This window comes from Enterobacter sp. Tr-810 (genome assembly GCF_011752765.1).
GTDB classification, from domain to species: Bacteria; Pseudomonadota; Gammaproteobacteria; order Enterobacterales; family Enterobacteriaceae; genus Enterobacter; species Enterobacter soli.
This window is the reverse complement of the sequence record NZ_VWWW01000003.1, coordinates 415,333-442,307: the sequence shown is the minus strand read 5'-3', so window position 1 is coordinate 442,307 and position 26,975 is coordinate 415,333. Positions and strand designations below refer to the sequence as shown.

22 protein-coding genes are annotated in these 26,975 nt (G+C 53.5%); 14 read left to right on the top strand and 8 right to left on the bottom strand.

What is annotated here, in order from left to right; genetic code table 11:
- The gene (gene phrB / locus F3J30_RS12185) at positions 1-1,413 is read right to left on the bottom strand and encodes a deoxyribodipyrimidine photo-lyase (RefSeq protein ID WP_166717404.1); all 1,413 of its coding nucleotides are present in this window, start codon (positions 1,411-1,413) and stop codon (positions 1-3) included.
- Between the two features lie 601 nt (positions 1,414-2,014).
- Positions 2,015-2,221, bottom strand: a complete 207-nt coding sequence (locus tag F3J30_RS12180) for a YbfA family protein (RefSeq protein WP_014069366.1) — start codon at positions 2,219-2,221, stop codon at positions 2,015-2,017.
- Positions 2,222-2,529: 308 nt separating this feature from the next.
- On the opposite strand from F3J30_RS12180, the gene kdpF reads away from it, so the two are divergent.
- The 9 genes from kdpF (at position 2,530) to potE (ending at position 14,463) form a co-directional block, all read left to right on the top strand.
- The gene (kdpF, locus tag F3J30_RS22655; RefSeq protein ID WP_166717403.1) at positions 2,530-2,619 is read left to right on the top strand and encodes a K(+)-transporting ATPase subunit F; all 90 of its coding nucleotides are present in this window, start codon (positions 2,530-2,532) and stop codon (positions 2,617-2,619) included.
- The gene (gene kdpA / locus F3J30_RS12170; RefSeq protein ID WP_166717402.1) at positions 2,619-4,298 is read left to right on the top strand and encodes a potassium-transporting ATPase subunit KdpA; all 1,680 of its coding nucleotides are present in this window, start codon (positions 2,619-2,621) and stop codon (positions 4,296-4,298) included. The genes kdpF and kdpA overlap by 1 nt, the downstream gene beginning before the upstream one ends.
- Before the next feature lie 18 nt (positions 4,299-4,316).
- The gene (gene kdpB, locus F3J30_RS12165; protein WP_014069363.1) at positions 4,317-6,365 is read left to right on the top strand and encodes a potassium-transporting ATPase subunit KdpB; all 2,049 of its coding nucleotides are present in this window, start codon (positions 4,317-4,319) and stop codon (positions 6,363-6,365) included.
- Positions 6,366-6,377: 12 nt separating this feature from the next.
- Positions 6,378-6,953: a potassium-transporting ATPase subunit KdpC gene (kdpC, locus tag F3J30_RS12160; RefSeq protein ID WP_166717401.1), complete on the top strand. Its 576-nt coding sequence runs from the start codon at positions 6,378-6,380 to the stop codon at positions 6,951-6,953.
- Positions 6,954-9,641 carry a two-component system sensor histidine kinase KdpD gene (gene kdpD / locus F3J30_RS12155; protein WP_166717400.1) on the top strand — a complete coding sequence of 896 codons (2,688 nt, stop codon included), beginning with the start codon at positions 6,954-6,956 and terminating at the stop codon, positions 9,639-9,641. It abuts the gene before it with no gap.
- Positions 9,638-10,315, top strand: a complete 678-nt coding sequence (gene kdpE / locus F3J30_RS12150) for a two-component system response regulator KdpE (protein ID WP_014069360.1) — start codon at positions 9,638-9,640, stop codon at positions 10,313-10,315. Before kdpD ends, kdpE begins: the two co-directional genes overlap by 4 nt.
- A gap of 277 nt (positions 10,316-10,592) precedes the next feature.
- Positions 10,593-10,697, top strand: coding sequence for a leader peptide SpeFL (gene speFL / locus F3J30_RS12145; protein ID WP_003858645.1), 105 nt, complete (start codon positions 10,593-10,595; stop codon positions 10,695-10,697).
- A gap of 257 nt (positions 10,698-10,954) precedes the next feature.
- The gene (gene speF / locus F3J30_RS12140; RefSeq protein ID WP_166717399.1) at positions 10,955-13,153 is read left to right on the top strand and encodes an ornithine decarboxylase SpeF; all 2,199 of its coding nucleotides are present in this window, start codon (positions 10,955-10,957) and stop codon (positions 13,151-13,153) included.
- On the top strand, positions 13,150-14,463 hold the full coding sequence (potE, locus tag F3J30_RS12135) for a putrescine-ornithine antiporter (RefSeq protein WP_014069358.1): 1,314 nt from the start codon (positions 13,150-13,152) through the stop codon (positions 14,461-14,463). The genes speF and potE overlap by 4 nt, the downstream gene beginning before the upstream one ends.
- Positions 14,464-14,566: 103 nt before the next feature.
- Here the strand turns inward: potE and pgm are convergent, their stop codons facing one another.
- Both pgm and seqA read right to left on the bottom strand, forming a co-directional pair.
- Positions 14,567-16,207, bottom strand: coding sequence for a phosphoglucomutase (alpha-D-glucose-1,6-bisphosphate-dependent) (gene pgm, locus F3J30_RS12130; protein ID WP_166717398.1), 1,641 nt, complete (start codon positions 16,205-16,207; stop codon positions 14,567-14,569).
- Positions 16,208-16,231: 24 nt separating this feature from the next.
- Entirely contained in the window at positions 16,232-16,780 is a 549-nt protein-coding gene (seqA, locus tag F3J30_RS12125) for a replication initiation negative regulator SeqA (RefSeq protein WP_014069356.1), read from the bottom strand.
- A 183-nt stretch (positions 16,781-16,963) separates the two neighbouring features.
- Here seqA and ybfF point away from each other — a divergent pair, with 183 nt between their 5' ends.
- The 4 genes from ybfF (at position 16,964) to fur (ending at position 19,577) form a co-directional block, all read left to right on the top strand.
- Entirely contained in the window at positions 16,964-17,737 is a 774-nt protein-coding gene (gene ybfF, locus F3J30_RS12120; protein WP_166717397.1) for an esterase, read from the top strand.
- 129 nt (positions 17,738-17,866) lie between these two features.
- Complete coding sequence (gene ybfE / locus F3J30_RS12115) at positions 17,867-18,154, top strand: LexA regulated protein (RefSeq protein WP_041162017.1); 288 nt, start codon at positions 17,867-17,869, stop codon at positions 18,152-18,154.
- 155 nt (positions 18,155-18,309) lie between these two features.
- On the top strand, positions 18,310-18,840 hold the full coding sequence (fldA, locus tag F3J30_RS12110; protein WP_003858653.1) for a flavodoxin FldA: 531 nt from the start codon (positions 18,310-18,312) through the stop codon (positions 18,838-18,840).
- Between the two features lie 290 nt (positions 18,841-19,130).
- A complete protein-coding gene (gene fur, locus F3J30_RS12100) occupies positions 19,131-19,577 on the top strand; it encodes a ferric iron uptake transcriptional regulator (protein ID WP_014069352.1) in 447 nt (148 codons plus the stop codon).
- A gap of 137 nt (positions 19,578-19,714) precedes the next feature.
- Here the strand turns inward: fur and chiQ are convergent, their stop codons facing one another.
- The 4 genes from chiQ to nagE form a co-directional block, all read right to left on the bottom strand.
- Positions 19,715-20,044: a ChiQ/YbfN family lipoprotein gene (chiQ, locus tag F3J30_RS12095; RefSeq protein ID WP_166717477.1), complete on the bottom strand. Its 330-nt coding sequence runs from the start codon at positions 20,042-20,044 to the stop codon at positions 19,715-19,717.
- Between the two features lie 47 nt (positions 20,045-20,091).
- The gene (gene chiP / locus F3J30_RS12090; protein ID WP_014069350.1) at positions 20,092-21,489 is read right to left on the bottom strand and encodes a chitoporin; all 1,398 of its coding nucleotides are present in this window, start codon (positions 21,487-21,489) and stop codon (positions 20,092-20,094) included.
- A gap of 449 nt (positions 21,490-21,938) precedes the next feature.
- Positions 21,939-23,606 carry a glutamine--tRNA ligase gene (glnS, locus tag F3J30_RS12085; RefSeq protein ID WP_014069349.1) on the bottom strand — a complete coding sequence of 556 codons (1,668 nt, stop codon included), beginning with the start codon at positions 23,604-23,606 and terminating at the stop codon, positions 21,939-21,941.
- 170 nt (positions 23,607-23,776) lie between these two features.
- The gene (gene nagE / locus F3J30_RS12080; protein WP_166717396.1) at positions 23,777-25,795 is read right to left on the bottom strand and encodes an N-acetylglucosamine-specific PTS transporter subunit IIBC; all 2,019 of its coding nucleotides are present in this window, start codon (positions 25,793-25,795) and stop codon (positions 23,777-23,779) included.
- 325 nt (positions 25,796-26,120) lie between these two features.
- On the opposite strand from nagE, the gene nagB reads away from it, so the two are divergent.
- Positions 26,121-26,921 (top strand): glucosamine-6-phosphate deaminase, encoded by an 801-nt coding sequence (gene nagB, locus F3J30_RS12075; RefSeq protein WP_014069347.1) that lies wholly within the window; start codon positions 26,121-26,123, stop codon positions 26,919-26,921.
- Positions 26,922-26,975 lie beyond the last annotated feature (54 nt).

Below are 26,975 nucleotides of genomic sequence, written 5' to 3'. Positions count from 1 at the left end.
TTAGGCTTTACGGGCGGCTTCATACGCTGCCAGCGTGGCAACGCGCGCCTGTTTATGGTCAACAATCGGGCGAGGATAATCGAGCGTGACACCCTGTTTATCCGCCCACACCCAGGGCTCATGGAGCGCTTTCAGCGGCACGTCAGCAAGCTCGGGGAGCCAGTGACGAATAAACTCGCCGTCAGGATCAAACTTTTGCCCCTGGGTGGTCGGGTTAAAAATACGAAAATAGGGAGCGGCATCTGTTCCCGTTGACGCGGCCCATTGCCAGCCGCCGTTGTTGGCCGCAAGGTCGCCATCAATTAGCTGAGAAATAAAATAACGCTCCCCGATACGCCAGTCGATAAGCAGATCTTTCACCAGAAAACTGGCGGTGATCATGCGCAGGCGGTTGTGCATCCAGCCGGTTTCATTGAGCTGACGCATCGCGGCATCCACTATCGGGTATCCCGTCAGCCCGTTTTGCCAGGCGTTCAACTGAGTATCATTCATCTGCCATTTTACGTTATCCGTCCAGCGAATGAAGGGCCGGTGCTTACATAAACCAGGATGATATGTCATCAGATGACGGTAAAACTCACGCCAGATAAGCTCGTTAAGCCACACCGCGCCCGCGCCGCCTTCCAGCGCCTGCGGCTGTTCCGCCAGAAGACGATGCAAACACTGACGCGGCGAAAGGACACCGAGGGTTAAACAGGCGGATAAACGGCTGGTGCCTTCAATGGCAGGGTAATCCCGGCGGGTTTCGTATTCAGCCGCATCCTGTTTGCAGAAGTGGCGCATCTGAGCAATAGCCGCCTTTTCGTCTGGGGGAAAAAAGGTTTCATCAAAGGCTTTTTGCGGGTAATCAAACGTGAGTCTGGGCAGGTCCGTTAACGTTTCTCCCCTGGACGCAGGGGCGGCAACGCACTCCGGGAGCGACTCTTTCAGGCGTTTGATAAACGCATTTTTGAACGGAGTAAAGACTTTATACATCTCGTGGTTGCCGGTCATAACGCTGCCCGGTGGCAGCATTACGCTGTCATCAAATCCCTGACACACCACATTCTGCAACGTTTTTTCCAGCTGGCGATCGCGTTGCTGCTCGTTGAATTCGTACTGATAGTTGTAAAAGAGATGCGTAACGCTGTGCTGTTCGCAGATGTGCTGCACCTTTTGCAACTGCGCGGCAAAATCACTGACCTCTTCATACAGCAGAGGAATGCCTTTTTCTGCGAGTGAGTGTTGCAGGCTATTGAGATGCGAGGCTAAACAGGCCGCTTGCCGTGGGGCCATCTTATGCTGCCGCCACTGTTCGGGCGTAGCGATAAACAGCGCCAGCACTCTGGCATCCTTAGAGCGGCAGGCTGCCGCGAGAGCGATGTTGTCATGTAGGCGCAGGTCCGCGCGAAACCAAACCAGATGGGTGGGCATAAAACTCCAGGCAAATATCCATTATGTCCGTAAGGGCACGCCACCAAAGGAAAAAGCGGCGTCCTTTTACTGTACTTTGCCATGAAGTGTAGACGGGATAAAATAAAAAAGGCCGCCCGAGGCGGCCTTAACGCTACTTGTCCTGCGCTATCGTGGTCAATGCAACAAACCCGGTCGGTTCATCACGCTTAACAACGAGTACGCTGGCGACAATGAACGCAATGCATATATAGCGTTTCATTATGCGGTCCCTGCAGCTAACCGCTCCACCGTTCACCACCGGTGATAAGTCGGTGGACACAAGCCCGGGTAGGTGGGCTGCTTTACGGCTGTAAATACACCTTTCCCTGGACCGATGCCCATGTGCGAGATGGCGGAAAGGGACACTGCATCATAGTTAACATCACCGCCAAAGATAAGTTATTCGAATAAAATTAGGATTTTATAAAGGTCAGAAGGGATTGCTATCTGTTCACTCGAGGGTATGATGAAAATCCCGGGTAGGGGCTGCAAGACCACCCAACGGACCGCGAATCCAGAGGGACAAAAAAACCGCCACATTGCTGTTGGCGGTTTTTTTATTGCTGTGTGTAATCTTTTTTTAGTAGAAATCGCAGGTCGCTTTTTCGGCCTGATCCATCCATACCGGCTTCTCGCTGGTTTTCGCCCAGACGCGGTGCAGATAGCTGTAAAAACGTGCGCGGTCTTTCCAGAAAAGCATCACCGGCAGTGCGAGGACACCAGCCACTACGGCGAAAGTGCGACGCATGAAAACGATATGAGCCGGATATTCTTTATAAAGATCCATAATTTTCTCCCCTATAGTTGGCCGGAAACGTCATCCGAAAAATTCAAAATCTGTGATCTGGCTAAAATAATACCGTCTTGATTGTAATTTTACTACTCATCCGACCACTTATTTTCATTCATTTGGCAAATATTTACATTCAACTCGTAACTAAGTTACAGAGAAGTTAACAAGATACTTACCATTAGTTAAATTGTGGCCTTTTCATTTTTATACTTTTTTTACACCCCTCCTCCTGATTTTTGCGAAATCTTTGCGCCGTAAATCCTACCTTTAGCACAAATACAAATGTCACCCGGAGGTGGATTGTGAGTGCAGGTCTGATTGCCGGCATCGTGCTGGTTTTCCTGTTATTGGGTTATCTGGTTTATTCCCTGATTAATGCGGAGGCATTCTGATGGCTGCTCAGGCGTTTTTGCTTATTGCCAGCTTTTTACTGGTGCTGTTCCTGCTTGCAAGGCCACTGGGAACCCTGCTTGCGCGCATGATAAACAACGTGGCACTGCCCGTTGTTGGCAGTGTTGAAAAAGGGATCTGGCGCGTACTGGGAATACGCGACCTGGAGATGAACTGGTGCCAGTATCTGATGGCCATCCTGCTGCTCAACATTGTCGGCCTGTTTGCGCTGTTCGCGATGTTGATGCTTCAGGGCATTCTGCCGCTGAATCCGCAACAGCTGCCGGGCCTGTCCTGGCATCTGGCGTTGAACACGGCGGTCAGCTTCGTCAGTAATACCAACTGGCAGTCCTATGCCGGTGAAACCACCCTGAGCTACTTCAGCCAGATGGCCGGCCTAACGGTGCAGAACTTCCTTTCTGCGGCCAGCGGGATTGCGGTGATCTTCGCCCTGACACGAGCCTTTGCGCGCCAGAATGTCGGTACGCTGGGTAACGCCTGGGTCGATTTGACACGTATCACCCTGTGGGTGCTGCTCCCGATCTCCCTCATCATGGCCCTGTTCTTTATTCAGCAAGGCACGCTGCAAAACCTGCTTCCCTACACAAGCTATACCTCGCTTGAAGGGGCCAAACAGCTTCTGCCAATGGGGCCAGTTGCCTCGCAAGAGGCCATAAAAATGCTCGGTACCAACGGGGGCGGGTTCTTCAATGCCAACTCGTCTCATCCGTTTGAGAACCCAACCGCGCTGACAAACTGCGTACAAATGCTGGCGATCTTCCTGATCCCTGCCGCGCTGTGCTTTGCGTTTGGCGATGTGGTTAACGATCGCCGCCAGGGCCGTACCCTGCTCTGGGCGATGTCCCTGATCTTCGTGGTTTGCGCAGCGCTGGTGATGTGGGCCGAATGGAATGGCAACAGCCACTTCATGCAACTGGGTGCCAGCAGCAACATCAATATGGAAGGGAAAGAGAGCCGCTTTGGCATCCTGGCGAGTAGCCTTTACGCGGTTGTCACCACGGCGGCTTCATGCGGTGCAGTCAATGCGATGCACGACTCCTTTACGGCACTGGGCGGCATGATCCCACTCTGGCTGATGCAAATTGGTGAAGTGGTGTTTGGCGGCGTAGGTTCCGGGCTGTATGGCATGTTGCTGTTTGTTCTGCTGGCGGTATTTATCGCCGGGCTGATGATTGGCCGCACCCCGGAATACCTGGGTAAAAAAATCGACGTGCGCGAAATGAAGCTCACGGCGCTGGCTATCCTGGTCACTCCGGCACTGGTGCTGCTTGGCACTGCGCTGGCGCTGATGACCGAAGCGGGACGCAGCGGCATCTTCAACCCGGGCATTCACGGTTTTAGCGAAGTGCTTTACGCCGTCTCGTCTGCAGCCAACAACAACGGTAGCGCCTTTGCGGGTCTGAGCGCCAACTCCCCGTTCTGGAACTGTCTGCTGGCGTTTTGCATGTTTGTCGGCCGTTTTGGCGTCATCGTCCCCGTGCTGGCTATTGCCGGTTCGCTGGTGAGTAAAAAAATCCAACCAACCACCAGCGGTACATTACCGACCCACGGTGCGCTGTTCACTGGACTGCTGATTGGCACTGTGTTGCTGGTCGGTGCCCTGACCTTTATCCCCGCCCTCGCGTTAGGCCCGGTCGCGGAATATCTCTCTTTACGCTGATTTTGCGGAGAATTTGTCATGAGTCGTAAACAACTGGCCCTGCTTGAACCGTCTTTAGTTCGCCAGGCGCTAATGGATGCGGTGAAAAAGTTGAGCCCGCGCGTTCAGTGGCATAACCCGGTGATGTTTATCGTCTGGGTTGGCAGCCTGCTCACCACGGCACTGGCGGTAGCGATGGGAACCGGTCATCTGGTGGGAAACGCGCTGTTTACCGCGGCAATCAGCCTCTGGCTGTGGTTCACCGTGTTGTTTGCCAACTTTGCCGAAGCCCTGGCGGAAGGCCGCAGTAAAGCGCAGGCTAACAGCCTGAAAGGGGTAAAAAAGACCGCGTTTGCCCGCAAATTGCGTGAGCCAAAATATGGCGCACAGATGGATCACGTCCCGGCGGATGAGCTGCGTAAAGGCGATGTGGTGCTGGTCGAAGCCGGGGATATCATCCCCTGCGATGGCGAAGTCATCGAAGGGGGGGCATCGGTCGACGAAAGCGCCATTACCGGGGAATCCGCCCCGGTTATCCGCGAGTCCGGCGGCGACTTTGCCTCCGTCACGGGCGGTACGCGTATTCTCTCTGACTGGCTGGTTATCCAGTGCAGCGTTAACCCGGGTGAAACCTTCCTCGACCGGATGATCGCCATGGTCGAAGGCGCGCAGCGTCGTAAAACGCCAAACGAAATCGCCCTGACCATTCTGCTGGTTGCCCTGACCATTGTCTTCCTGCTGGCAACCGCCACCCTGTGGCCATTTTCCGCCTACGGTGGTACGGCTGTCAGTATCACTGTGCTGGTTGCCCTGCTGGTCTGCCTGATCCCGACCACCATCGGCGGGCTGCTTTCAGCCATTGGTGTGGCGGGCATGAGCCGGATGCTGGGTGCGAACGTGATTGCCACCAGCGGACGTGCCGTTGAAGCCGCGGGTGATGTGGACGTTCTGCTGCTGGATAAAACCGGGACCATCACCCTCGGTAACCGTCAGGCGTCGGATTTCTTACCCGCGCCCGGCGTGGATGAAAAAACGCTGGCTGACGCTGCGCAGCTTTCGTCGCTGGCCGATGAAACACCGGAAGGCCGTAGCATCGTGATTCTGGCTAAGCAGCGTTTTAACCTGCGTCAGCGCGATGTGCAGAGTCTTCATGCCACCTTTGTGCCGTTCACCGCCCAGACTCGTATGAGCGGGATTAACATCCAGGACCGGATGATCCGCAAAGGCTCCGTTGACGCCATTCGTCGCCACATCGAAGCTAACAACGGCCATTTCCCGCCAGAAGTGGACAAACTGGTCGAAAGCGTTGCCCGTCAGGGTGCCACCCCACTGGTTGTGGCAGAGGGTTCGCATGTGCTGGGCGTTATTGCGCTGAAAGATATCGTTAAAGGCGGGATCAAAGAGCGTTTCGCCCAGTTACGCAAGATGGGGATCAAAACGGTGATGATCACCGGGGATAACCGTCTTACTGCTGCCGCCATCGCAGCAGAAGCGGGCGTGGATGATTTCCTGTCAGAAGCTACGCCGGAAGCCAAACTGGCGCTGATCCGCCAGTATCAGGCTGAAGGCCGCCTGGTGGCGATGACCGGTGACGGCACCAACGATGCGCCAGCACTGGCGCAGGCCGATGTCGCGGTGGCAATGAACTCCGGGACACAGGCGGCGAAAGAGGCGGGAAACATGGTCGACCTCGACTCTAACCCGACCAAACTGATTGAGGTCGTTCACATCGGTAAACAGATGCTGATGACCCGTGGTTCGCTCACCACCTTCAGTATTGCCAACGATGTGGCGAAGTATTTTGCCATTATCCCGGCGGCGTTCGCGGCAACCTATCCGCAACTGAACGCGCTAAACGTCATGCATCTGCACTCCCCGGCGTCGGCCATTCTGAGCGCGGTGATTTTTAACGCCCTGATCATCGTCTTCCTGATCCCGCTGGCGCTAAAGGGCGTGAGCTACAAGCCACTGACCGCCGCCGCCATGCTGCGCCGTAATCTGTGGATTTACGGGCTCGGTGGGCTGGTCGTTCCTTTCGTTGGCATCAAGGTTATCGACATGCTGTTGACCCTGTTCGGGCTGGTTTAAAAGGTGAATCAAATGACAATGTTACGCCCCGCTATACTTCTGTTTATTCTGTTATCGCTGGTTACCGGCGGGCTTTACCCGCTGGTAACCACCGCGCTGGGCCAGTGGTGGTTTACCGATCAGGCGAACGGCTCGCTGATTATGCAGGATGGCGAAACCCGTGGTTCACGCCTGATTGGTCAGAACTTTACGGATGCCCGCTACTTCCAGGGCCGCCCTTCCGCCACGGCTGAAAGCCCGTATAATCCAATGGCTTCCGGCGGCAGTAATCTGGCCGGCAGCAACCCGGACCTGGACCATGCGGTCGCTGAACGCGTTGCCGCCCTGCGTGCAGCCAATCCGCAGGCCAGCCGCGAGGTGCCAGTCGAGCTGGTGACGGCATCTGCCAGCGGGCTGGACTACAGCCTGACCCCGGAATCAGTCGCATGGCAAATTCCGCGCGTGGCTGCCGCCCGCCAGTTGACCACAGAACAGGTAAGCCAGCTGGTGGCCGAACATACGCAAAAACCGCTGGTCAGTTTCATCGGGATGCCAGTCGTGAACATTGTTGAGCTGAATCTGGCGCTGGACGCGCTAAGGAAAAACTAAATGACCGACGAGCCCATTCGCCCGGATCCGGACAGGCTGCTCGAACAGACCGCTGAAGCCCATCGCGGCAAACTGAAAATCTTTTTCGGCGCCTGTGCGGGGGTCGGGAAAACCTTTGCCATGCTCACGGAAGCACAGCGGCTACGGGCGCAAGGGCTCGATATTCTTATCGGCGTCGTCGAAACGCACGGGCGCAAAGAGACGGCAGCGCTGCTGACCGGGCTTGCCACGCAGCCGGCACGCCGCATCAGCCACCGTGGACGTCTGGTCACTGAGTTCGATCTGGATGCAGCCCTCGCCCGCCGCCCGGCGCTTATCCTGATGGACGAGCTGGCGCACAGCAATGCGCCAGGCTCACGTCACCCTAAGCGCTGGCAGGACGTCGAGGAGCTTCTGGAAGCGGGCATCGACGTTTTTACGACGGTGAATGTTCAGCATTTGGAGAGCCTGAACGACGTGGTCAGTGGTGTCACCGGTATTCAGGTGCGGGAAACCGTGCCGGATCCGTTCTTCGACTCTGCCGATGAGGTGGTGCTGGTTGACCTTCCTCCTGACGATCTGCGCCAGCGTCTGCACGAAGGTAAGGTGTATATCTCAGGCCAGGCCGAACGCGCTATCGAACATTTTTTTCGCAAAGGCAACCTGATTGCCCTGCGCGAGCTGGCCCTGCGCCGCACGGCAGACCGCGTTGACGATCAGATGCGCGCCTGGCGTGACCTGCAAGGACAAGAGCGCGTCTGGCACACGCGGGATGCCATTCTGCTGTGCATCGATCACGGCAGCGGCAATGAAAAACTTATCCGTACAGCCGCCCGGCTGGCGGCAAAATTTGGTAGCGTCTGGCACGCGGTGTATGTCGAAACCCCTCGTCTTCATGCTCTGCCGGAAAACCAGCGCCGGGCGATCCTGAGCTCGCTCCGGCTGGCCCAGGAGCTTGGCGCTGAAACTGCCACCCTTTCCGACCCATTAGAAGATAAAGCCATTCTGCGCTACGCACGCGAACACAATCTCGGCAAAATCGTGATTGGTCGACGTCAGCATCGCCGCTGGTTTAGCCGCGAATCCTTTGCCGATAAGCTGGCCCGACGCGCACCGGATCTGGACCTGGTGATTGTAGCGCTTGATGACAAACCTTCTCCCCTGCCTGGCCGCCTGCCGGATGCCCGGGCGTTTAGTGATAAATGGCGTATTCAGATCCGCGGCTGCCTTGTGGCTGTCGTACTTTGCGCCTTGATAACCCTGATTGCCAGCCAGTGGCTGCTCGCCTTTGACGCCGCTAACCTGGTGATGATTTACCTGCTGGGTGTGGTAGTGGTGGCGCTTTTCTTCGGCCGCTGGCCGTCGGTACTGGCGACGGTTATCAACGTGGTGAGCTTCGATCTGTTCTTTATTGCCCCGCGCGGGACACTTGCGGTGTCGGATGTGCAGTACATCCTGACGTTTGGTGTGATGCTTACCGTGGGGCTGGTTATCGGGAATCTGACCGCAGGCGTTCGCTATCAGGCGCGGATTGCCCGCTATCGCGAACAGCGTACGCGCCATCTGTACGAGATGTCCAAATCCCTGGCAGTGGGCCGCACGCCGCTGGATATCGTCCAGACCAGCGAGCAGTTTATTCGCTCCACGTTTCATGCCAGCAACCTGATTTTATTACCTGACGAACATGGCGTGTTGCGTCCACTGACGTCAGCCACCGGCATGACTCCCTGGGATGAAGCCATTGCCCGCTGGAGTTTTGACAAAGGTTTACCCGCCGGTGCCGGGACCGATACGCTGCCAGGCGTACCTTACCAGATCCTGCCGCTGCGCAGTGCCGACAAAAATCAGGGGCTGGTGATTGTCGAACCCACCAACCTGCGCCAGCTGATGATCCCTGAGCAACAGCGTCTGCTGGAGACATTTACCCTGCTGGTCGCCAGCGCACTTGAACGTCTGGCGCTCACCGCCAGCGAAGAGCAGGCAAGGCTTGCCAGCGAGCGCGAGAGCATTCGTAACTCCCTGCTGGCGGCGCTGTCGCACGACCTGCGTACCCCGCTCACCGTGCTGTTTGGTCAGTCAGAGATCCTGACGCTTGACCTGGCGGCAGAAGGCTCCAGCCACGCCATGCAGGCCAGCGAAATACGCCAGCATGTGCTCAATACCACCCGGCTGGTGAATAACTTACTGGATATGGCACGCATTCAGTCCGGCGGTTTTAACCTCAAAAAAGAGTGGCTGACGCTTGAGGAAGTGGTCGGCAGCGCCTTAAAAATGCTCGAGCCGGGAATGGGCGGTCGGCATATTGAGCTGAACCTGCCAGAGCCGCTGACGCTGATCCACGTTGATGGCCCGCTGTTCGAACGCGTGCTGATCAACCTGCTGGAAAATGCCGCTAAATATGCGGGGCAGAAAGCGCGTATTGGCATTAACGCAACGGTAGAGGAACATACCTTGCAGCTCGACGTCTGGGACACCGGGCCAGGCATTCCTGCCGGGCAGGAGCACGCTATTTTTGAGAAATTCGCGCGCGGGAATAAGGAATCAGCCATTCCGGGAGTCGGGCTTGGGCTGGCGATTTGCCAGGCTATCATTGATGTGCATGGAGGAACCATTTCGGCGGCGAACCGCCCGGAAGGTGGCGCGCATTTCTGTGTTACACTTCCTCTTGATCCCCCGCCAGAACTTGATGAATTACCAGAGGATTTGTGATTAACGTCCTGATTGTTGAAGATGAACTCGCGATTAGCCGTTTTCTGCGCGCCGCGCTGGAAGGAGACGGCCTGCGCGTTCATGACGCGGGGACGCTCCAGCGTGGCCTTATCGAAGCCGCAACCCGTAAGCCGGACCTGGTCATTCTCGATCTGGGGCTACCGGATGGCGATGGCATCGATTTCATCCGCGAAGTGCGCCAGTGGAGTCAGATGCCCATTCTGGTGCTCTCGGCCCGTACCGAAGAGACAGATAAAATCGCGGCACTCGATGCCGGGGCTGACGACTATCTGATTAAGCCCTTTGGGATTGGCGAACTTCAGGCCCGGCTTCGCGTGGCGCTGCGCCGACACAGCGCCACCACCCCTTCAGAGCCGGTGTATACCTTTTCTGACATTCAGGTTGATTTAGCGTCGCGGCGCATTCAGCGCGGTGAAGAAGAAATCCACCTCACCCCGATTGAGTTTCGCCTGCTCGCTGTTTTGCTCAACAACCACGGTAAGGTCCTCACCCAGCGTCAGCTGTTAAATCAGGTCTGGGGACCCAATGCTGTCGAGCATAGTCACTATTTACGCATATATATGGGACACCTTCGCCAGAAACTCGAAGTCGACCCCGCGCGTCCTCGTCATTTATTAACTGAAACCGGTATCGGTTATCGGTTCATGATCTGAATAGTTATTCATTTTAATTTTATTTAATCTTAACACCCTCCTGAATTTATATTAAAAAATAACAAAGCCGTTATTTACGGCTTATTTCTCGTTAATAAAAACAATACAAAAACATAGTGTTAACATTAAACATACAAAACAGCATTTTGATCTGCATTATTCAGTAAATCAGAATATTTATTTCTGATCTGATCGATTATTGTTGATCTCCTTCACGGTTTACCGCCTTTTCCTGGATAAAATGACCATGCTTTCAATTACTGAAAGGAAAATACACATGGAAAACAACAATCGTTTAATGCCCCATATAAGGCGGACAACTCATATTATGATGTTTGCCCACCGTAACTGCTTCGACTTTCATCTCTTTAATGCCCGGTAGTCCTTCGACTTCTGGCGCATCTGCTTACAGGTCATTCTGAAAAACTTTATTTTACAGGCAACTGCCTGTGAACACGTGCGCTCATTTCTCTTGATCCAGGCTCTTCCGTAGCCGGACGGACTGGATTTAATTCTGTAAAAAGCAATTAACTGATTTTTTTATCAGAGGTCAGGCTTTGCTTTTTATTCCGGTAAATTGTCGATTTTTTCATTGCAAAGAATCGAAGGCCTCCTATTGCCTAAAATAAAGAGATAAAGATGAAAAATTTAAAAATTGCTGCCAGCCGTTCATGTCCTGATTGCTTTACCACCACGCGCGAAATGGTGGATGTGAGTGCTTCTGATTATATTGATGTTGCTGCCGTAGTTTTGGCCATCAGCGATATTTCCAGTGGTGCTATAGAAGAAATAGAAGCAACGGGATTTGGGATCCCCATTTTTATTGCCACACATAAAGAAGAAATTGTTCCGGCAGAATATTTGCCACGTATTCAGGGTGTTTTTGAATACTCTGACACCAGCAATGATTTCTATGGCCGCCAGCTTGAAACCGCAGCCCAGAAGTACGAAACCCAGCTACGCCCACCGTTCTTCCGCGCCCTGGTAGACTACGTCAAACAGGGTAACAGCGCGTTTGACTGCCCGGGGCATCAGGGTGGCCAGTTCTTCCGCCGTCATCCTGCCGGAAATCAGTTTGTTGATTTCTTTGGCGAAACGCTGTTCCGTTCGGATCTGTGCAACGCAGATGTGGCCATGGGCGATTTGCTGATCCACGAAGGTGCCCCGTGTATTGCCCAGCAACATGCCGCAAAAGTGTTTAATGCCGATAAGACTTACTTCGTACTGAACGGCACGTCATCATCAAACAAAGTGGTCTTAAACGCCCTGCTGACGCCTGGCGATCTGGTGCTGTTCGATCGTAATAACCATAAATCCAACCACCACGGAGCGCTGTTACAGGCCGGAGCAACACCGGTTTATCTGGAAACAGCACGTAACCCGTACGGTTTTATTGGCGGGATTGACGCGCACTGCTTCGAAGAAAGCTATCTTCGCGAGCTGGTCGCCGAAGTCGCCCCGGGCCGTGCCCGTGACCAGCGCCCGTTCCGGCTGGCGGTGATCCAGCTTGGTACTTACGATGGCACCATTTATAACGCCCGTCAGGTGGTGGATAACATTGGCCACCTGTGTGATTACATCCTGTTTGACTCTGCGTGGGTGGGCTACGAGCAATTTATCCCGATGATGGCCGACTGCTCGCCGCTGCTGCTGGAGCTGAACGAAAACGATCCGGGCATTCTGGTGACCCAGTCGGTGCATAAACAGCAGGCTGGCTTCTCGCAAACCTCGCAGATCCACAAAAAAGACAGTCACATCAAAGGCCAGCAGCGCTATGTGCCTCATAAGCGGCTCAACAACGCCTTTATGATGCACGCCTCCACCAGCCCGTTCTATCCGCTGTTTGCCGCACTCGATATCAATGCCCGAATGCATGAGGGTCAGAGCGGTCGCAACATGTGGATGGATTGCGTGGTCACGGGTATCGAAGCACGCAAACTTATTCTGCAAAACTGCCAGTTCCTTCGTCCGTTCGTGCCGGAAACCGTCGATGGTCGCCCGTGGGAGAGCTGGGATACGGCAGAAATCGCCACTGACCTGCGCTTCTTCCACTTTGTCCCCGGCGAGAACTGGCACGCCTTTGAAGGTTATGCCGAGCATCAGTACTTTATCGACCCCTGCAAACTGCTGCTGACCACACCGGGCATCAACGCCCGTACCGGTGAGTACGAGGATTTCGGCGTCCCGGCGACCATTCTTGCGAACTTCCTGCGCGAAAACGGCATTGTTCCGGAAAAATGCGACCTGAACTCCATCCTGTTCCTGCTGACCCCGGCAGAGGATATGGGCAAATTGCAGCAGCTTGTGGCTCAGCTGGTGCGCTTCGAAAAACTGCTCCAGACCGATGCGCCGTTAAAAGAGGTGCTGCCGTCGATTTGTAAGCAATACCCGGAACGCTACGCCGACTATTCCCTGCGGCAGATTTGCCAGGAAATGCACGACCTGTACGCACGTAATAACGTGAAACAGCTGCAAAAAGAGATGTTCCGTAAGTCTCATTTCCCGCGCGTGATGATGTCACCCCAGGACGCCAACTATGCCTACCTGCGCGGTGAGGTGGAGCTGGTGTCCCTGCGCGATGCCGAAGGCCGTATTGCCGCCGAAGGTGCTCTCCCTTACCCACCAGGCGTGCTGTGCGTTGTGCCGGGCGAAGTCTGGGGCGGTGCAGTGCTGCGCTACTTTGCCGCGCTGGAAGAAGGGATCAACCTGTTGCCAGGCTTTGCGCCAGAGCTTCAGGGCGTGTACGTGGAAGAGTGTGACGGCCGCAAACACGTTCGATGTAACGTCATCAAGCAACCTGCCGCTCAGCCTTCGCTGCTGAAAGGAGAAAAATTATGAGTAAGTCTAACAAGATGGGCGTGGTGCAGCTGACCATCCTCACCATGGTAAACATGATGGGGTCGGGAATTATCATGCTGCCTACCAAGCTCGCAGAAGTCGGTACGATCTCGATTATCTCCTGGCTGGTGACCGCCGTTGGCTCAATGGCGCTGGCGTGGGCCTTTGCCAAGTGCGGGATGTTCAGCCGTAAATCAGGCGGCATGGGTGGCTATGCGGAGTATGCCTTCGGCAAGTCGGGCAACTTTATGGCCAACTATACCTACGGTGTGTCGTTGCTGATTGCCAACGTGGCGATTGCCATTTCGGCTGTCGGTTACGGTACAGAACTGTTCGGTGCCACGCTCAGTCCGGTACAAATCGGTATCGCCACTATTTGTGTGTTGTGGATCTGTACCATTGCGAACTTCGGTGGTGCCCGCATCACCGGGCAGATCAGCAGTATCACCGTCTGGGGGGTGATCATCCCGGTGGTGGGATTGTGCATCATCGGCTGGTTCTGGTTTAGCCCTACGCTGTATGCCAACTCCTGGAACCCGCACAATGTACCATTCTTTACTGCGGTGGGGTCATCTATCGCCATGACGCTATGGGCATTCCTCGGTCTGGAATCCGCCTGCGCGAATGCCGAAGTTGTGGAAAACCCGGAAAAGAACGTCCCGATTGCCGTACTGGGCGGTACGCTGGGCGCGGCTGTTATCTACATCGTTTCAACCAACGTGATTGCCGGGATTGTGCCTAACATGGATCTCGCCAACTCCACCGCGCCGTTCGGGCTGGCCTTTGCGCAGATGTTTACCCCAACCGTCGGGAAAGTGATCATGGGGCTGATGGTGATGTCCTGCTGTGGCTCACTGCTCGGCTGGCAGTTCACTATTGCACAGGTGTTTAAATCATCCGCAGACGAAGGTTATTTCCCGAAAATCTTCTCCCGCGTGACGAAAGCAGATGCGCCGGTGCAGGGCATGTTAGCGATTGTTATCTTCCAGAGTGGTTTGTCGCTGATGACCATCAGCCCGTCGCTGAACAGCCAGTTCAACGTGCTGGTAAACCTGGCGGTAGTCACGAACATCATTCCGTACATCCTGTCGATGGCGGCACTGGTGATTATTCAGAAGGTAGCGAAAGTCGATCCGGGCAAAGCCAGAGTGGCCAACATCGTGGCGCTGATTGGGGCGATTTACAGCTTCTATGCGCTCTATTCGTCCGGCCAGGAAGCGATGCTTTATGGCGCGATGGTGACCTTTATGGGCTGGACTCTGTATGGTTTAGTCTCACCGCGGTTTGAATTGAAGAATAAACACAGTTAGGAAAAGCAAAACGGCAACCCAAGGGTTGCCGTTTTTAATGTTTTCACCCTCTCCCTGTGGGAGAGGGCCGGGGTGAGGGCATCAGTCCGCACCAGATTAGCATTTACGCGTTTTTCAGCACTTCGCTGACAATCTCCACCGCTTCTTTCTCAATCAGCTTACGGTGTTCGTCGCCGAGGAAACTTTCACAATAGATTTTGTACGCATCTTCCGTACCGGAAGGACGCGCGGCGAACCAGCCGTTGTCGGTCATCACTTTCAGACCGCCAATAGAGGCACCGTTACCCGGCGCTGCCGTCAGGCGTGCCGTGATAGGGTCTCCGGCCAGCGTGTTAGCGCTCACCATTTCCGGGGACAGTTTAGACAGTGCGGCTTTCTGCGCAGAGGTCGCAGAAGCCTGAATACGGTTGTAGCTTGGCGCACCAAAACGTGCAGCCAGCTCATTGTAGTGCTCCTGCGGGTTTTTCCCGGTTACGGCAGTAATCTCTGCCGCCAGCAGACACATAATGATGCCGTCTTTGTCGGTGGACCATGGCGTACCGTCAAAACGCAGGAAGGATGCGCCCGCGCTCTCTTCGCCGCCAAAGCCGAAGCTGCCGTCATGCAAGCCATCAACAAACCATTTGAAGCCAACCGGCACTTCCACCAGCTTGCGGCCCAGCGCGTCAACCACACGGTCAATCATCGCAGAGGACACCAGCGTTTTACCCACGGCAACATCGTTGCCCCACTGTGGACGGTGCTGGAACAGATAGTTGATCGCTACCGCCAGATAGTGGTTCGGGTTCATCAGCCCTGCCGGGGTGACGATACCGTGACGGTCATAATCCGGGTCGTTAGCAAACGCCAGGTCGAATTTGTCGCGCAGCGCCAGCAGGCCAGCCATTGCGCATTCAGAGGAGCAATCCATACGGATAGCGCCGTCTTTATCCAGATGCATAAAGCGGAAGGTCTGATCGACGTGATCGTTTACGATGGTCAGATCCAGCTTGTAATGTTCTGCGATACGTTTCCAGTATTCGATACCGGAGCCGCCAAGCGGATCCACACCCAGTTTCAGGCCCGCTTTCTGGATAGCCGCCATATCGACGATATCCGCCAGCCCTTCAACAAACGCCTGCACCAGATCCTGCTCTTTCACATGACCAGACGCCATCGCGGCATCCAGAGAAATGCGTTTCACACCTTTCAGGCCATCCGCCAGCAGGGCGTTAGCACGATCTTCCACCACTTTGGTGACGTTGGTATCAGCCGGGCCGCCGTTAGGTGGGTTGTATTTGATACCACCGTCTTCCGGTGGGTTGTGGGATGGCGTAATAACGATACCGTCAGCCAGCGCACCACCTTTTTTGTTGTGCACCAGAATCGCGTTGGACACCGCCGGCGTTGGGGTAAAGCCGTTGTTTTCCTGCACAATGACGTCTACGCCATTGGCGGCCAGTACTTCCAGTACGGAAATAAATGCAGGCTCAGACAAGGCGTGGGTATCTTTCCCTACATAGCACGGACCAGTAACGCCATTTTTAGCGCGCTCTTCCGCGATGGCCTGGGCAATGGCCAGAATATGCGGTTCGTTAAAGCTGTGGCGCCCCGCGCTACCGCGGTGGCCAGATGTACCAAACTTCACTGCGTGTTCCGCGTTGCCTACCACCGGCTTCAGCACATAGTACTGAGCGGTCAGTTGGGCGACGTTAATCAAATCGCTTTGTTGTGCAGGTTGGCCTGCACGGCTGTGATTTGCCATTGCCTGGTCCTTCTTATGCAAGGGTTAAATTGTACCGCAAACCTTTTCAATCAATTCCGCCGGGAACTGCATGGACTGCATGATGTGTTCGACCATGCTGCACTTGCGCCCGGTGTTGGTATTGGTGATCACCCAATACGGGGTACCAGCCACGTGTTTGGGTTTGGTTTGATTGCCATTTTGCAACAGCGTCTGCTCGTCGCCCGCAAAATAGACGCGAGTACGACCATGCAGCGACTCGGTCGCTTCAGCAAACGCTTTGTTATCCAGTGAGTAGAGTGTAGACAGCACCAGCATAAAGCGGTTAACCGCTTTCTTCTGTTCTGCATACTCATCAGACAGCAGCAGTTCGCGCATCGCACGAACTTTGTCTTTCGCAGGTGTCATGGCGGGTTTGGCTTGCACCGCAACGCTCGGCTGAGACACGACATCTTTCGCGACAGGAGTGACAGGCTGTGAGGCGGCGGAAATTTTAAGCATACGCCGTAAAATGTCGGACGCGCTCTCCCCGATATGCCGCGTTTGGCTGGCGATATACTGATAGAGTTCGTCATCAACTTCGATTGTTTTCATCTTAATCCAGTGCGATATCTTATCTGAATACAAGTCGTTGGGATTATAAGGTCAAATCCCAACAGCGGATAGCGTCAAGCCAGGTTGGCAGCAAAAGTCAGATTAAACTGGATCCTTGCAGCCGGGCGGCAGAATGGTCAACATGATACCCTAACCTGACATACGTAAAAAAAGAACTTTGCCATGAAATTGAATACCCGAGCGCAATCTGCACAATCGCCGAACAATAATTCTCCCATCGTACTGGTTCACGGCCTTTTTGGCAGCCTGGATAACCTGGGTGTGCTGGCTCGGGATCTGGTTACCGATCACGATATTTTGCAGGTGGATATGCGTAACCACGGCCTTTCCGGGCGCTCGCCAGAAATGACGTACGCCGCAATGGCGCAGGATCTTCTGGATACGCTGGATGCCAATCACCTCGAAAAGGTGACGCTGATCGGGCATTCAATGGGAGGCAAAGCCGTTATGGCTCTGACCGCACTTGCGCCGGAGCGCATTAACGGCCTGGTGGTGATTGACGTTGCGCCCGTGGATTATGACGTGCGTCGCCACGATGAGATTTTTGCCGCTATCAATGCGGTGACCGATGCCGGTGTTTCCACCCGCCAGCAGGCCGCGGCCATCATGCGCGAACATCTTAATGAAGAAGGCGTGGTGCAGTTTCTGCTGAAATCGTTTGTCGACGGCCAGTGGCGCTTCAACGTGCCGGTGCTGTGGGATCAATATTCAGAAATCGTTGGCTGGCAGCCGGTTCCGGCCTGGCCACACCCTACCCTGTTTGTGCGCGGCGGCAATTCGCCGTATGTCACCGAAGCCTGCCGTGATGAATTGATCAGGCAGTTCCCCGAAGCGCGCGCTCATGTTATCGCCGGAGCCGGGCACTGGGTTCACGCTGAAAAACCAGAAGCGGTGCTTCGTGCAATCCGCCGCTATCTCTCTGATACTGCGAATTGATTAAAAAGACAGCGACTGGAAGCCAGCAGGCTTCCAGTCGTTGGCGTGCCGATGTGGGTGATGTATGATGGCGCGCTTATCGCCCGGGCAATAGCAGGGCGGCTTGTTTTCCCCCGAAGTCTCAAAATCATGGCCAAAGAACAAACGGACCGCACGACAATAGATCTGTTCGCGAATGAGCGTCGCCCGGGACGACCCAAGACAAATCCGCTTTCGCGCGATGAACAGCTGCGTATTAATAAACGCAACCAGCTTAAACGCGATAAAAATCGTGGGCTTAAGCGTGTCGAACTGAAACTCAACGCCGATGCCGTTGATGCACTCAACGAGCTTGCCAGCGCCCGTGATATCAGCCGCAGCGAGCTGATTGAAGAGATGTTGATCGCGCAACTCGAAAAATTGCACAGCAAGGCATAAGTCAGAAAACTCCCTTTCTCACCCTTTTCATGTAGCACAGAGTGCAGTCCTGCGTGATAGCTGTTTCCGCAGGGTTGTCTGTTCTGCTATTATTGCCCTTATCCGTGGACAAATTGCGCCACCATACCATTAAGTTTCAAGAGGTTATTTTACTCATGGCAATCATCGGCATTTTCTTCGGCAGTGATACCGGCAATACCGAAAATATCGCAAAAAACATTCAAAAACAGCTCGGTAAAGACGTTGCCGATGTGCATGACATTGCCAAGAGCAGCAAAGAAGATCTCGAAGGATATGACATCCTGCTGCTGGGTATTCCAACCTGGTACTACGGCGAAGCACAGTGCGACTGGGACGATTTCTTCCCGACTCTGGAAGAAGTTGATTTCAACGGTAAGCTGGTTGCGCTGTTCGGTTGTGGCGATCAGGAAGACTACGCAGAATACTTCTGTGATGCGCTGGGCACCATCCGCGACATCATCGAACCACGCGGCGCGGCTATCGTGGGTCACTGGCCAACCGCGGGTTACCATTTCGAAGCCTCTAAGGGGCTTGCCGACGACGATCACTTTGTGGGACTGGCCATCGATGAAGACCGCCAGCCTGAGCTGACCGCAGAACGCGTTGAAAAATGGGTTAAACAGGTCCGCGAAGAGTTGAACCTGGACGACATTCTTAACGCCTGATGACAAGCGGCGCAACTCCGGTTGCGCCCGCGTAACGGGTCAAACCGATTAAATTAATTGCTACAAACTTTTAACTTTTTCGTTCAGACCTGTACAATATCCCCCTGGTAAAACGTGGGTGCCATCGAACAAGTTTGTTGGTGATACCACGTTTTTATATGCATACTTTGCTTGAGACTTGCAGTTTTCATTTAGACATGGCAGTTCTATAATGAAACGCATTATCCCAAGTGCATTCTCTGTCACTTCTTCCTTAGAAGTGAATCGTTTAGCAACAGGACAGATTCCGCATGACTGACAACAATACCGCATTAAAGAAGGCTGGCCTGAAAGTTACGCTTCCTCGGTTAAAAATCCTTGAAGTGCTTCAGGGGCCAGACAATCACCATGTCAGTGCGGAAGACCTTTACAAGCGTCTTATCGACATGGGTGAAGAAATTGGGCTGGCAACCGTTTATCGCGTGCTGAACCAGTTTGATGACGCGGGCATTGTTACCCGTCATAACTTCGAAGGCGGTAAATCTGTTTTCGAACTGACCCAGCAGCACCACCACGATCACCTGATCTGCCTCGACTGTGGCAAGGTCATTGAATTTAGTGACGACTCTATCGAAGCGCGCCAGCGTGAAATCGCGGCTCGTCATGGCATCCGTCTGACCAACCACAGCCTGTATCTGTACGGCCACTGTGCGGAAGGCGATTGCCGCGAAAATGATCACGCGCACGACGCGAAGTAAGTACCTTTTTTCATACTCTGAGCCAGCCGAAAGGTTGGCTTTTTTTTGCCTGTAATCTGGCATAAAAAAAGCCCGGTGGCTCTAAGCACACCGGGCCTGCATTGCTCTCATCCCCTAACGGGCATGATGGCGTATCATCAGTTTGCGTTGTTACTGCGAATTTCTTTCCAGATCTGGTCGCAACGTTTTGCCACTTCCTGATCGTTTCCGGTTTTACGCGCCTGGATACAGGCCTGGTAATCCATCACGCGGACGTTTTCCTGAGTTGCGAACTGCTCATGCGCCTTCTCCTTCTTCAGCACATTAAGCACGCTCTGGCAGGCTTCGATTTTCTCTGGCGAGCCTTCAGCGGTATTAATACAGGCGCTGTATGCTTCTTTCAGACGTGAGTCCTCTTTTGGTGCCTGAGTTTGTGCACAAGCCACCAGCCCCGATGCCAGCATCGCGACGATTATGATTTTTTTCATCATTTTCAGTCTCCATTCCGGCGGGACTTAACCCGCCGGTCTGCTCATCAGAAGATTGTGAACGGGGCAATAACCATGAATTTCACGTCACGTTCATCCTGGAAGATGTTGCCGTAACCGCCCGCGTAGCTTGGGATATCGGAGTGGTTGTCGTACTGAGTGAAGTGCAGTTTGAACATCGTGCCTTTCGCGCGACCATCCTGAAGGGTGTAGATCGCATCCAGGCTGTAAGAGGACTCTTTCAGGCGATAGTTCGGGTCGTAATACGCATCTGGTGTGGCCATATCGCCTGGTTTTGCATCCCATGCGTAAGCGTAGGAAGCCCCCACCGCCCAGCCTGGCAGATTCCAGTTTTTCAGGTCATACATGGCACCGAAGAAGACGGCTTTTTCGCCATCGGCGTTGAAGTCTGAACGGTTATCCCACCAGATATCCAGACGACCGTTTGAAGAGGCGTACGTTGGGGTCATACGTTGCAGGAAGTAACCCTGCTGGCCTTCGGCCTTCACCCATGTCCCTTCAAGACGTAAATCGACCTGGCCCACTTTGTAGCCGAAGGTTAACGCCTGCAACCACGCCGTGCCGTCGTAAATATCATTTACCGTACCGCTGCTGGCTTTGTCGCGCGTACCGTAGAACTGATAGCTGGTGCTCAACGGACTGCCTGCAATATCAAACTTGTAGCTTGCTTTGGCAAAATACTGGTCGATATAGCCTTCAGCCTGACCAAATGCGGCTTCAAGAACCAGGTCGTTTTTGAAATCGTACTTCGCACCCAGCGAGTGAAGATAATCAACTTTGGTTTTTTTATCGTTCTGGTAAAACTTATCCATCTCGATATGCCATGGCGCTTTATACTCGTTGGTCCACATATACGAGAAGCTCAGTGCGCCCGCGTCGCCGTAGTCAAAATTCGCGCCAGCTTCTGCACCCTGATAAGTACCAGGCATAAAGCTCCAGTGCGGCGCTAACAGCGTTTGTCCGGTTGGCTGAATATAACCTGCACGTGCCCATACCGGGCCATATTTGAATTTCGCAGCCGCTTTATAAAGGCTGACTCCGCTCTTATCCCCTGACCAGTCTTCTTTATATGCTTTGTTGCTGGAAGAGAATGCAATTTCGTTCGGGTGGCCGCTGTCGCCATTTTCTGCCATTTCAATTGCGGTGAATGCCGCAATATCCAGACCGAACATATCGGCGGCATAACCAGACTGGAAATCCAGGTTGGCGTTCCAGGTGGAGTGAGAAAGGTTAGTTTTGTATTTGTCTTCGGTGACGTCTTTACGGTCACGTTCACGCTGCCAGTAATAGATACCGCCCGTGAGAGTAGAATCATCGATGAAACCTGCCGCCTTAGCTTCTGGAGCGACAACCAGGCCCGACATTGCTGTCACACCGGCAATAGCCAGCGCCAGCGCACTACGTTTGCCACTGAACGTACGCATAGATTATTCCTCTTTGACGAATTAAAACGCCTAATACGGCGAAAAATATAAAAGACCAAATGGTCAGGGGTAGTTAGAAATACCCTCGAATTAACTACCGTCTTTAGGGTATTTTTCGCGACGCGAATTATCAATGCTTTTTAGCGGGCAAAAGTCAGGATTATGACGAAGTGCACATAATTGGTAGTGATTTGTAACATTTCTCGCGAAGCGAGATTTCACGCGGGAAAGCTATTAAATTCAGAGGCTAATTAGAGAGGCTTGCGTTTATTTCCACCGGTTCTGCCTTTCCGTAAATCCTCAAACTTTTTTTGAGGAAAATAAGTAGCAGCTCATTGACCTCCTTATTTAGCGATATTTCTTTCGCCATGGCGTTAATGGCATGATCATTAAATAAAAAAAACGCCGCAATAAGCGGCGTTTGTTTCTCATTGACCAGGCAAGCGTTATTATTCGCCGACTTTAGCCCAGGTATCACGCAGACCCACAGTACGGTTAAATACCGGTTTTTCTGCGGTGCTGTAACGGCTGTCCAGGCAGAAGTAACCTTCACGCTCAAACTGGTACGCTTTACTGATTTCAGCGTCTTTCAGTGAAGGTTCAGCAAAGCCCTGCTTGATAACCAGAGATTCCTGGTTGATGGTTGCCAGGAAGTCATCCGCAGCACCTGGATTAGGTACGCTGAACAGACGGTCGTACAGGCGGATCTCAACCGGCAGCGCGTGTGCTGCGCTCACCCAGTGGATAACGCCTTTCACTTTACGGCCATCAGCCGGATCTTTGCTCAGAGTCTCTGCATCATAGGTACAGAAGATAGTAGTGATATTGCCTTCTGCATCTTTCTCTACGCGCTCGGCTTTGATCACGTACGCGTTACGCAGACGCACCTCTTTACCCAGCACCAGACGCTTGTACTGCTTGTTAGCTTCTTCGCGGAAGTCAGCACGGTCGATCCAGATATCAGCGCTGAACGGCACGTCGCGGCTGCCCATTTCCGGCTTGCTCGGATGGTTAGGCATGGACACCAGCTCGCTCTCACCCTGCGGGTAGTTTTCGATAACCAGTTTAACCGGATCGATAACAGCCATTGCACGTGGTGCGTTTTCGTTCAGATCTTCACGGATGCAGGATTCCAGAGAGGCGATCTCAATGGTGTTATCCTGCTTGGTCACGCCAATACGCTTGCAGAACTCACGGATAGAGGCAGAGGTATAGCCACGACGACGCAGGCCAGAGATGGTCGGCATACGTGGGTCATCCCAGCCTTCAACGTGCTTGTCAGTGACCAGCAGGTTCAGCTTACGCTTGGACATCACGGTGTATTCCAGATTCAGACGAGAGAACTCGTACTGACGTGGATGCACAGGAATGGTGATGTTATCCAGCACCCAGTCGTACAGACGACGGTTGTCCTGGAACTCCAGCGTACACAGAGAGTGGGTGATCCCTTCCAGCGCATCGCTGATGCAGTGGGTGAAATCGTACATCGGGTAGATGCACCACTTGTTGCCGGTCTGATGGTGTTCCGCGAACTTAATGCGGTACAGCACCGGATCGCGCATCACGATAAACGGTGACGCCATATCGATTTTGGCACGCAGACAGGCTTTGCCTTCTTCAAAACCACCGGCACGCATTTTTTCAAACAGCGCCAGGTTCTCTTCTACGCTGCGATCGCGGTACGGGCTGTTTTTACCCGGCGCGGTCAGCGAGCCGCGGTATTCACGGATTTCGTCGGCAGAAAGCTCGTCGACATACGCCAGACCTTTATTGATAAGCTCTACTGCGTAAGCAAACAGCTGATCGAAATAGTCAGAGGAGTAGCAGATATCGCCAGACCAGTTGAAGCCCAGCCATTGCACGTCGTTCTTGATGGACTCAACGTATTCGATGTCTTCTTTTACTGGGTTGGTGTCATCGAAACGCAGGTTGCACTGCCCTTTATAGTCTTGCGCAATGCCAAAGTTCAGGCAGATGGATTTTGCATGACCAATATGCAGGTAGCCGTTCGGCTCCGGCGGAAAACGGGTATGAATTGTGGTGTGCTTACCACTGGCCAGATCTTCATCGATGATCTGACGAATAAAGTTACTCGGGCGGGCTTCAGCCTCACTCATCGTAGGTTCCTCAAAGCGTAAACAACGTATAACGGCATATGATCTTATAAGCAGGGCGCAGTGACAACCCTTTAAAACGTCCAGGACGTAAATAATGGGGGCAAATGCTGCAAAAAAAAGCGGCGGAGGATAACCCCCGCCGCTTAAGGCATGACTCTACTCAGGAGCGATTACTTGCCTTTAATCTCATACAGTGGTGTCTGACCTGCAACCACCTGACCTTTCGCCTGAAGCACCAGGCCGCTGAAGTCGTCGATGTTGCTGCACACAACCGGGCTAATCATGGAGCGTGCGTTGGCGTTCAGGAAATCCAGATCCATTTCCAGAATCGGCTGACCTGCGACCACCTCTGCACCCTCTTCCACCAGACGGGTAAAGCCTTTCCCGTTCAGCGCTACGGTATCGATGCCCATGTGGACGACGATTTCCGCGCCTTTTTCGGTTTCAAGACAGAACGCATGGTTAGTGTTGAAGATCTTCACAATCGTACCGGCTGCCGGAGATACCACGGTTTTTTCCGTTGGTTTCACCGCCACACCGTCACCGACCGCTTTGCTGGCGAAGGCTTCGTCAGGAACCTGCTCAATGGCAACCACTTCACCGGTCACTGGGGAAACCAGTGCAGCAATGGTGGTTGCGTTTGGTACAGCCTGAGGTTTTGCTGCCGCTGGCGCCGCTGCTGCTGGAGCAGAGGTTGCTGCCGCTACCGGCCCGGTGGTTTTCATGGCGTTAGCAATTTTTTCTGCCACGAAGCCAACGATAATCTGCACGCTGGTTTTGTTCAGACGGATAACACCGGATGCACCCAGGCGTTTTGCCAGCGCTTCGTTCACCAGGGAAGAGTCTTTTACGTTCAGACGCAGACGGGTGATGCACGCATCGATACCGGTCAGGTTGTCAGAGCCACCAACAGCGGCAATGTACTGACGCGCCAGGCCTGCAACGTCCTGGTCTTTATCCGCGCTCACATTCACGTCCTGACCATCCGCTTCGCTACCGGCAACAGCCAGTTCACGACCCGGGGTCATCAGGTTGAATTTGGTGATAGTGAAACGGAACACCACGTAGTAAATCGCGAAGAACACCAGACCTTGTGGGATCAGCATCCACCAGTGGGTCGCCAGCGGGTTACGGGAAGAAAGCACCATATCCACCAGCCCCGCACTGAAGCCGAAACCGGCAATCCACTGCATACTTGCGGCGATGAACACAGAGATACCGGTCAGCACGGCGTGGATCACATACAGTACTGGTGCCACGAACATGAAGGAGAATTCCAGCGGCTCGGTGATACCGGTGAAGAAGGCTGCGAACGCACCCGCCATCATGATACCCAGCACTTTCGCTTTGTTCTCTGGACGCGCGCAGTGGTAGATAGCCAGCGCTGCACCCGGCAGGCCGAACATCATGATTGGGAAGAAGCCCGCCTGGTAACGACCGGTGATACCCACAACCGCTTTACCTGCTTCGATGGACTGTGCGCCACCCAGGAAGTTAGGAATATCGTTAATACCGGCAACGTCAAACCAGAATACGGAGTTCAGCGCGTGGTGCAGACCAACCGGGATCAACAGACGGTTGAAGAACGCATACACGCCCGCACCGACAGAACCCAGTTTCTGAATGTGCTCACCGAAGTTCACCAGACCGTCAAAGATAACCGGCCAGATGTACATCATGATGAATGCGACAGCAATCATCAGGAAGGAGGTCAGAATCGGTACCAGACGGCGTCCGCTGAAGAAGGACAGCGCTTTTGGCAGCTCAACGCCGCTAAAGCGGTTGTACAGTTCCGCAGAGATGATACCGACGAGGATACCCACGAACTGGTTTTCAATTTTCCCGAATGCGGCAGGAACCTGATCCAGAGGGATTTTCTGAATCATGGATACCGCTGCCGGGGAGCAGAGGGTGGTTAACACCAGGAAACCGACAAAGCCGGTCAGCGCAGCTGCACCGTCTTTATCTTTGGACATACCATAAGCCACACCAATCGCGAACAGGACTGACATGTGATCGATAATGGCGGAGCCCGATTTAATAAACAGTGCTGCCAGAGCGTTATCGCCGCCCCAACTTACCGGGTCAATCCAGTAACCGATACCCATTAATATCGCTGCGGCAGGCAGCGTGGCAACCGGCACCATAAGCGCGCGGCCAACCTTTTGTAAATAACCTAGAATACTCACTTTCTTCCCCCTATGAGACCCCGTTTAAGGCACGTTCTCAGCTGTGTTTTTATTGTGTCACTAACCTATACATACGGTTGATGATTCACTGGCATTCTGAGTGTGTGAAAAATTAATTCGTATCGCAAATTAAACACGTATTTTTTGTGATTTTTGTCACCAAATATCGTTATTAACCCTCCCTTTCACTGGCTAACAGTGAAAACTTATTTTATCATTCAAAAAATCAAGACGGATTCATCCAGCCTGACAGGTTCCAGGTTACTCTTAGTTCAGGTTCGATAACCATCCGCCCACTTTTTTACTTTAACTCTAGAGGTGAACAATGAGACTGATTCCCCTGGCAACAGCTGAACAAGTCGGTAAATGGGCCGCTCGTCATATCGTTAACCGCATTAATGCGTTCAAACCGACCGCCGATCGTCCTTTCGTTCTTGGTCTTCCGACTGGCGGCACACCGCTGACTGCATACAAGGCATTGGTTGAAATGCACAAAGCGGGCCAGGTTAGCTTCAAACATGTTGTGACCTTCAACATGGATGAATATGTTGGCCTGCCAAAGGAACATCCTGAGAGCTATCACAGCTTCATGCACCGCAACTTCTTTGATCACGTTGATATCCCTGCTGAAAATATTAACCTGTTGAATGGAAACGCGCCTGATATTGATGCGGAATGCCGTCAGTACGAAGAAAAAATCCGCGCATACGGTAAAATCCACCTGTTCATGGGTGGCGTGGGTAACGATGGGCATATCGCGTTTAACGAACCAGCATCATCTCTGGCTTCCCGTACGCGTATTAAAACCCTGACCCATGACACTCGCGTGGCAAACTCACGCTTCTTTGACGGCGATGTTAACCAGGTTCCAAAATACGCCCTGACCGTTGGCGTGGGCACCCTGCTGGATGCCGAAGAAGTGATGATTCTGGTGCTGGGCGGCGTGAAAGCGCAGGCACTCCAGGCGGCCGTTGAAGGCAACGTTAACCACATGTGGACTATCAGCTGTCTCCAGCTGCACCCGAAATCAGTTATTGTGTGCGACGAGCCGTCCACCATGGAACTGAAAGTGAAGACGCTGAAATACTTCAACGAGTTAGAAGCTGAGAACATCAAAGGTCTGTAATTGAATAACCGCCTCTTTGCGAAGAGGCGGTCGCATTTTTAAACCGGGGGTCGT

Coding starts and splice junctions, on each gene's coding strand:
- phrB (WP_166717404.1), bottom strand. CDS start 1,413: ATGCCCACCCATCTGGTTTGGTTTCGCGCGGACCTGCGCCTACATGAC.
- F3J30_RS12180 (WP_014069366.1), bottom strand. CDS start 2,221: ATGGATCTTTATAAAGAATATCCGGCTCATATCGTTTTCATGCGTCGC.
- kdpA (WP_166717402.1), top strand. CDS start 2,619: ATGGCTGCTCAGGCGTTTTTGCTTATTGCCAGCTTTTTACTGGTGCTG.
- kdpB (WP_014069363.1), top strand. CDS start 4,317: ATGAGTCGTAAACAACTGGCCCTGCTTGAACCGTCTTTAGTTCGCCAG.
- kdpC (WP_166717401.1), top strand. CDS start 6,378: ATGACAATGTTACGCCCCGCTATACTTCTGTTTATTCTGTTATCGCTG.
- kdpD (WP_166717400.1), top strand. CDS start 6,954: ATGACCGACGAGCCCATTCGCCCGGATCCGGACAGGCTGCTCGAACAG.
- speFL (WP_003858645.1), top strand. CDS start 10,593: ATGGAAAACAACAATCGTTTAATGCCCCATATAAGGCGGACAACTCAT.
- speF (WP_166717399.1), top strand. CDS start 10,955: ATGAAAAATTTAAAAATTGCTGCCAGCCGTTCATGTCCTGATTGCTTT.
- potE (WP_014069358.1), top strand. CDS start 13,150: ATGAGTAAGTCTAACAAGATGGGCGTGGTGCAGCTGACCATCCTCACC.
- pgm (WP_166717398.1), bottom strand. CDS start 16,207: ATGGCAAATCACAGCCGTGCAGGCCAACCTGCACAACAAAGCGATTTG.
- seqA (WP_014069356.1), bottom strand. CDS start 16,780: ATGAAAACAATCGAAGTTGATGACGAACTCTATCAGTATATCGCCAGC.
- ybfF (WP_166717397.1), top strand. CDS start 16,964: ATGAAATTGAATACCCGAGCGCAATCTGCACAATCGCCGAACAATAAT.
- ybfE (WP_041162017.1), top strand. CDS start 17,867: ATGGCCAAAGAACAAACGGACCGCACGACAATAGATCTGTTCGCGAAT.
- fldA (WP_003858653.1), top strand. CDS start 18,310: ATGGCAATCATCGGCATTTTCTTCGGCAGTGATACCGGCAATACCGAA.
- fur (WP_014069352.1), top strand. CDS start 19,131: ATGACTGACAACAATACCGCATTAAAGAAGGCTGGCCTGAAAGTTACG.
- chiQ (WP_166717477.1), bottom strand. CDS start 20,044: ATGAAAAAAATCATAATCGTCGCGATGCTGGCATCGGGGCTGGTGGCT.
- chiP (WP_014069350.1), bottom strand. CDS start 21,489: ATGCGTACGTTCAGTGGCAAACGTAGTGCGCTGGCGCTGGCTATTGCC.
- glnS (WP_014069349.1), bottom strand. CDS start 23,606: ATGAGTGAGGCTGAAGCCCGCCCGAGTAACTTTATTCGTCAGATCATC.
- nagB (WP_014069347.1), top strand. CDS start 26,121: ATGAGACTGATTCCCCTGGCAACAGCTGAACAAGTCGGTAAATGGGCC.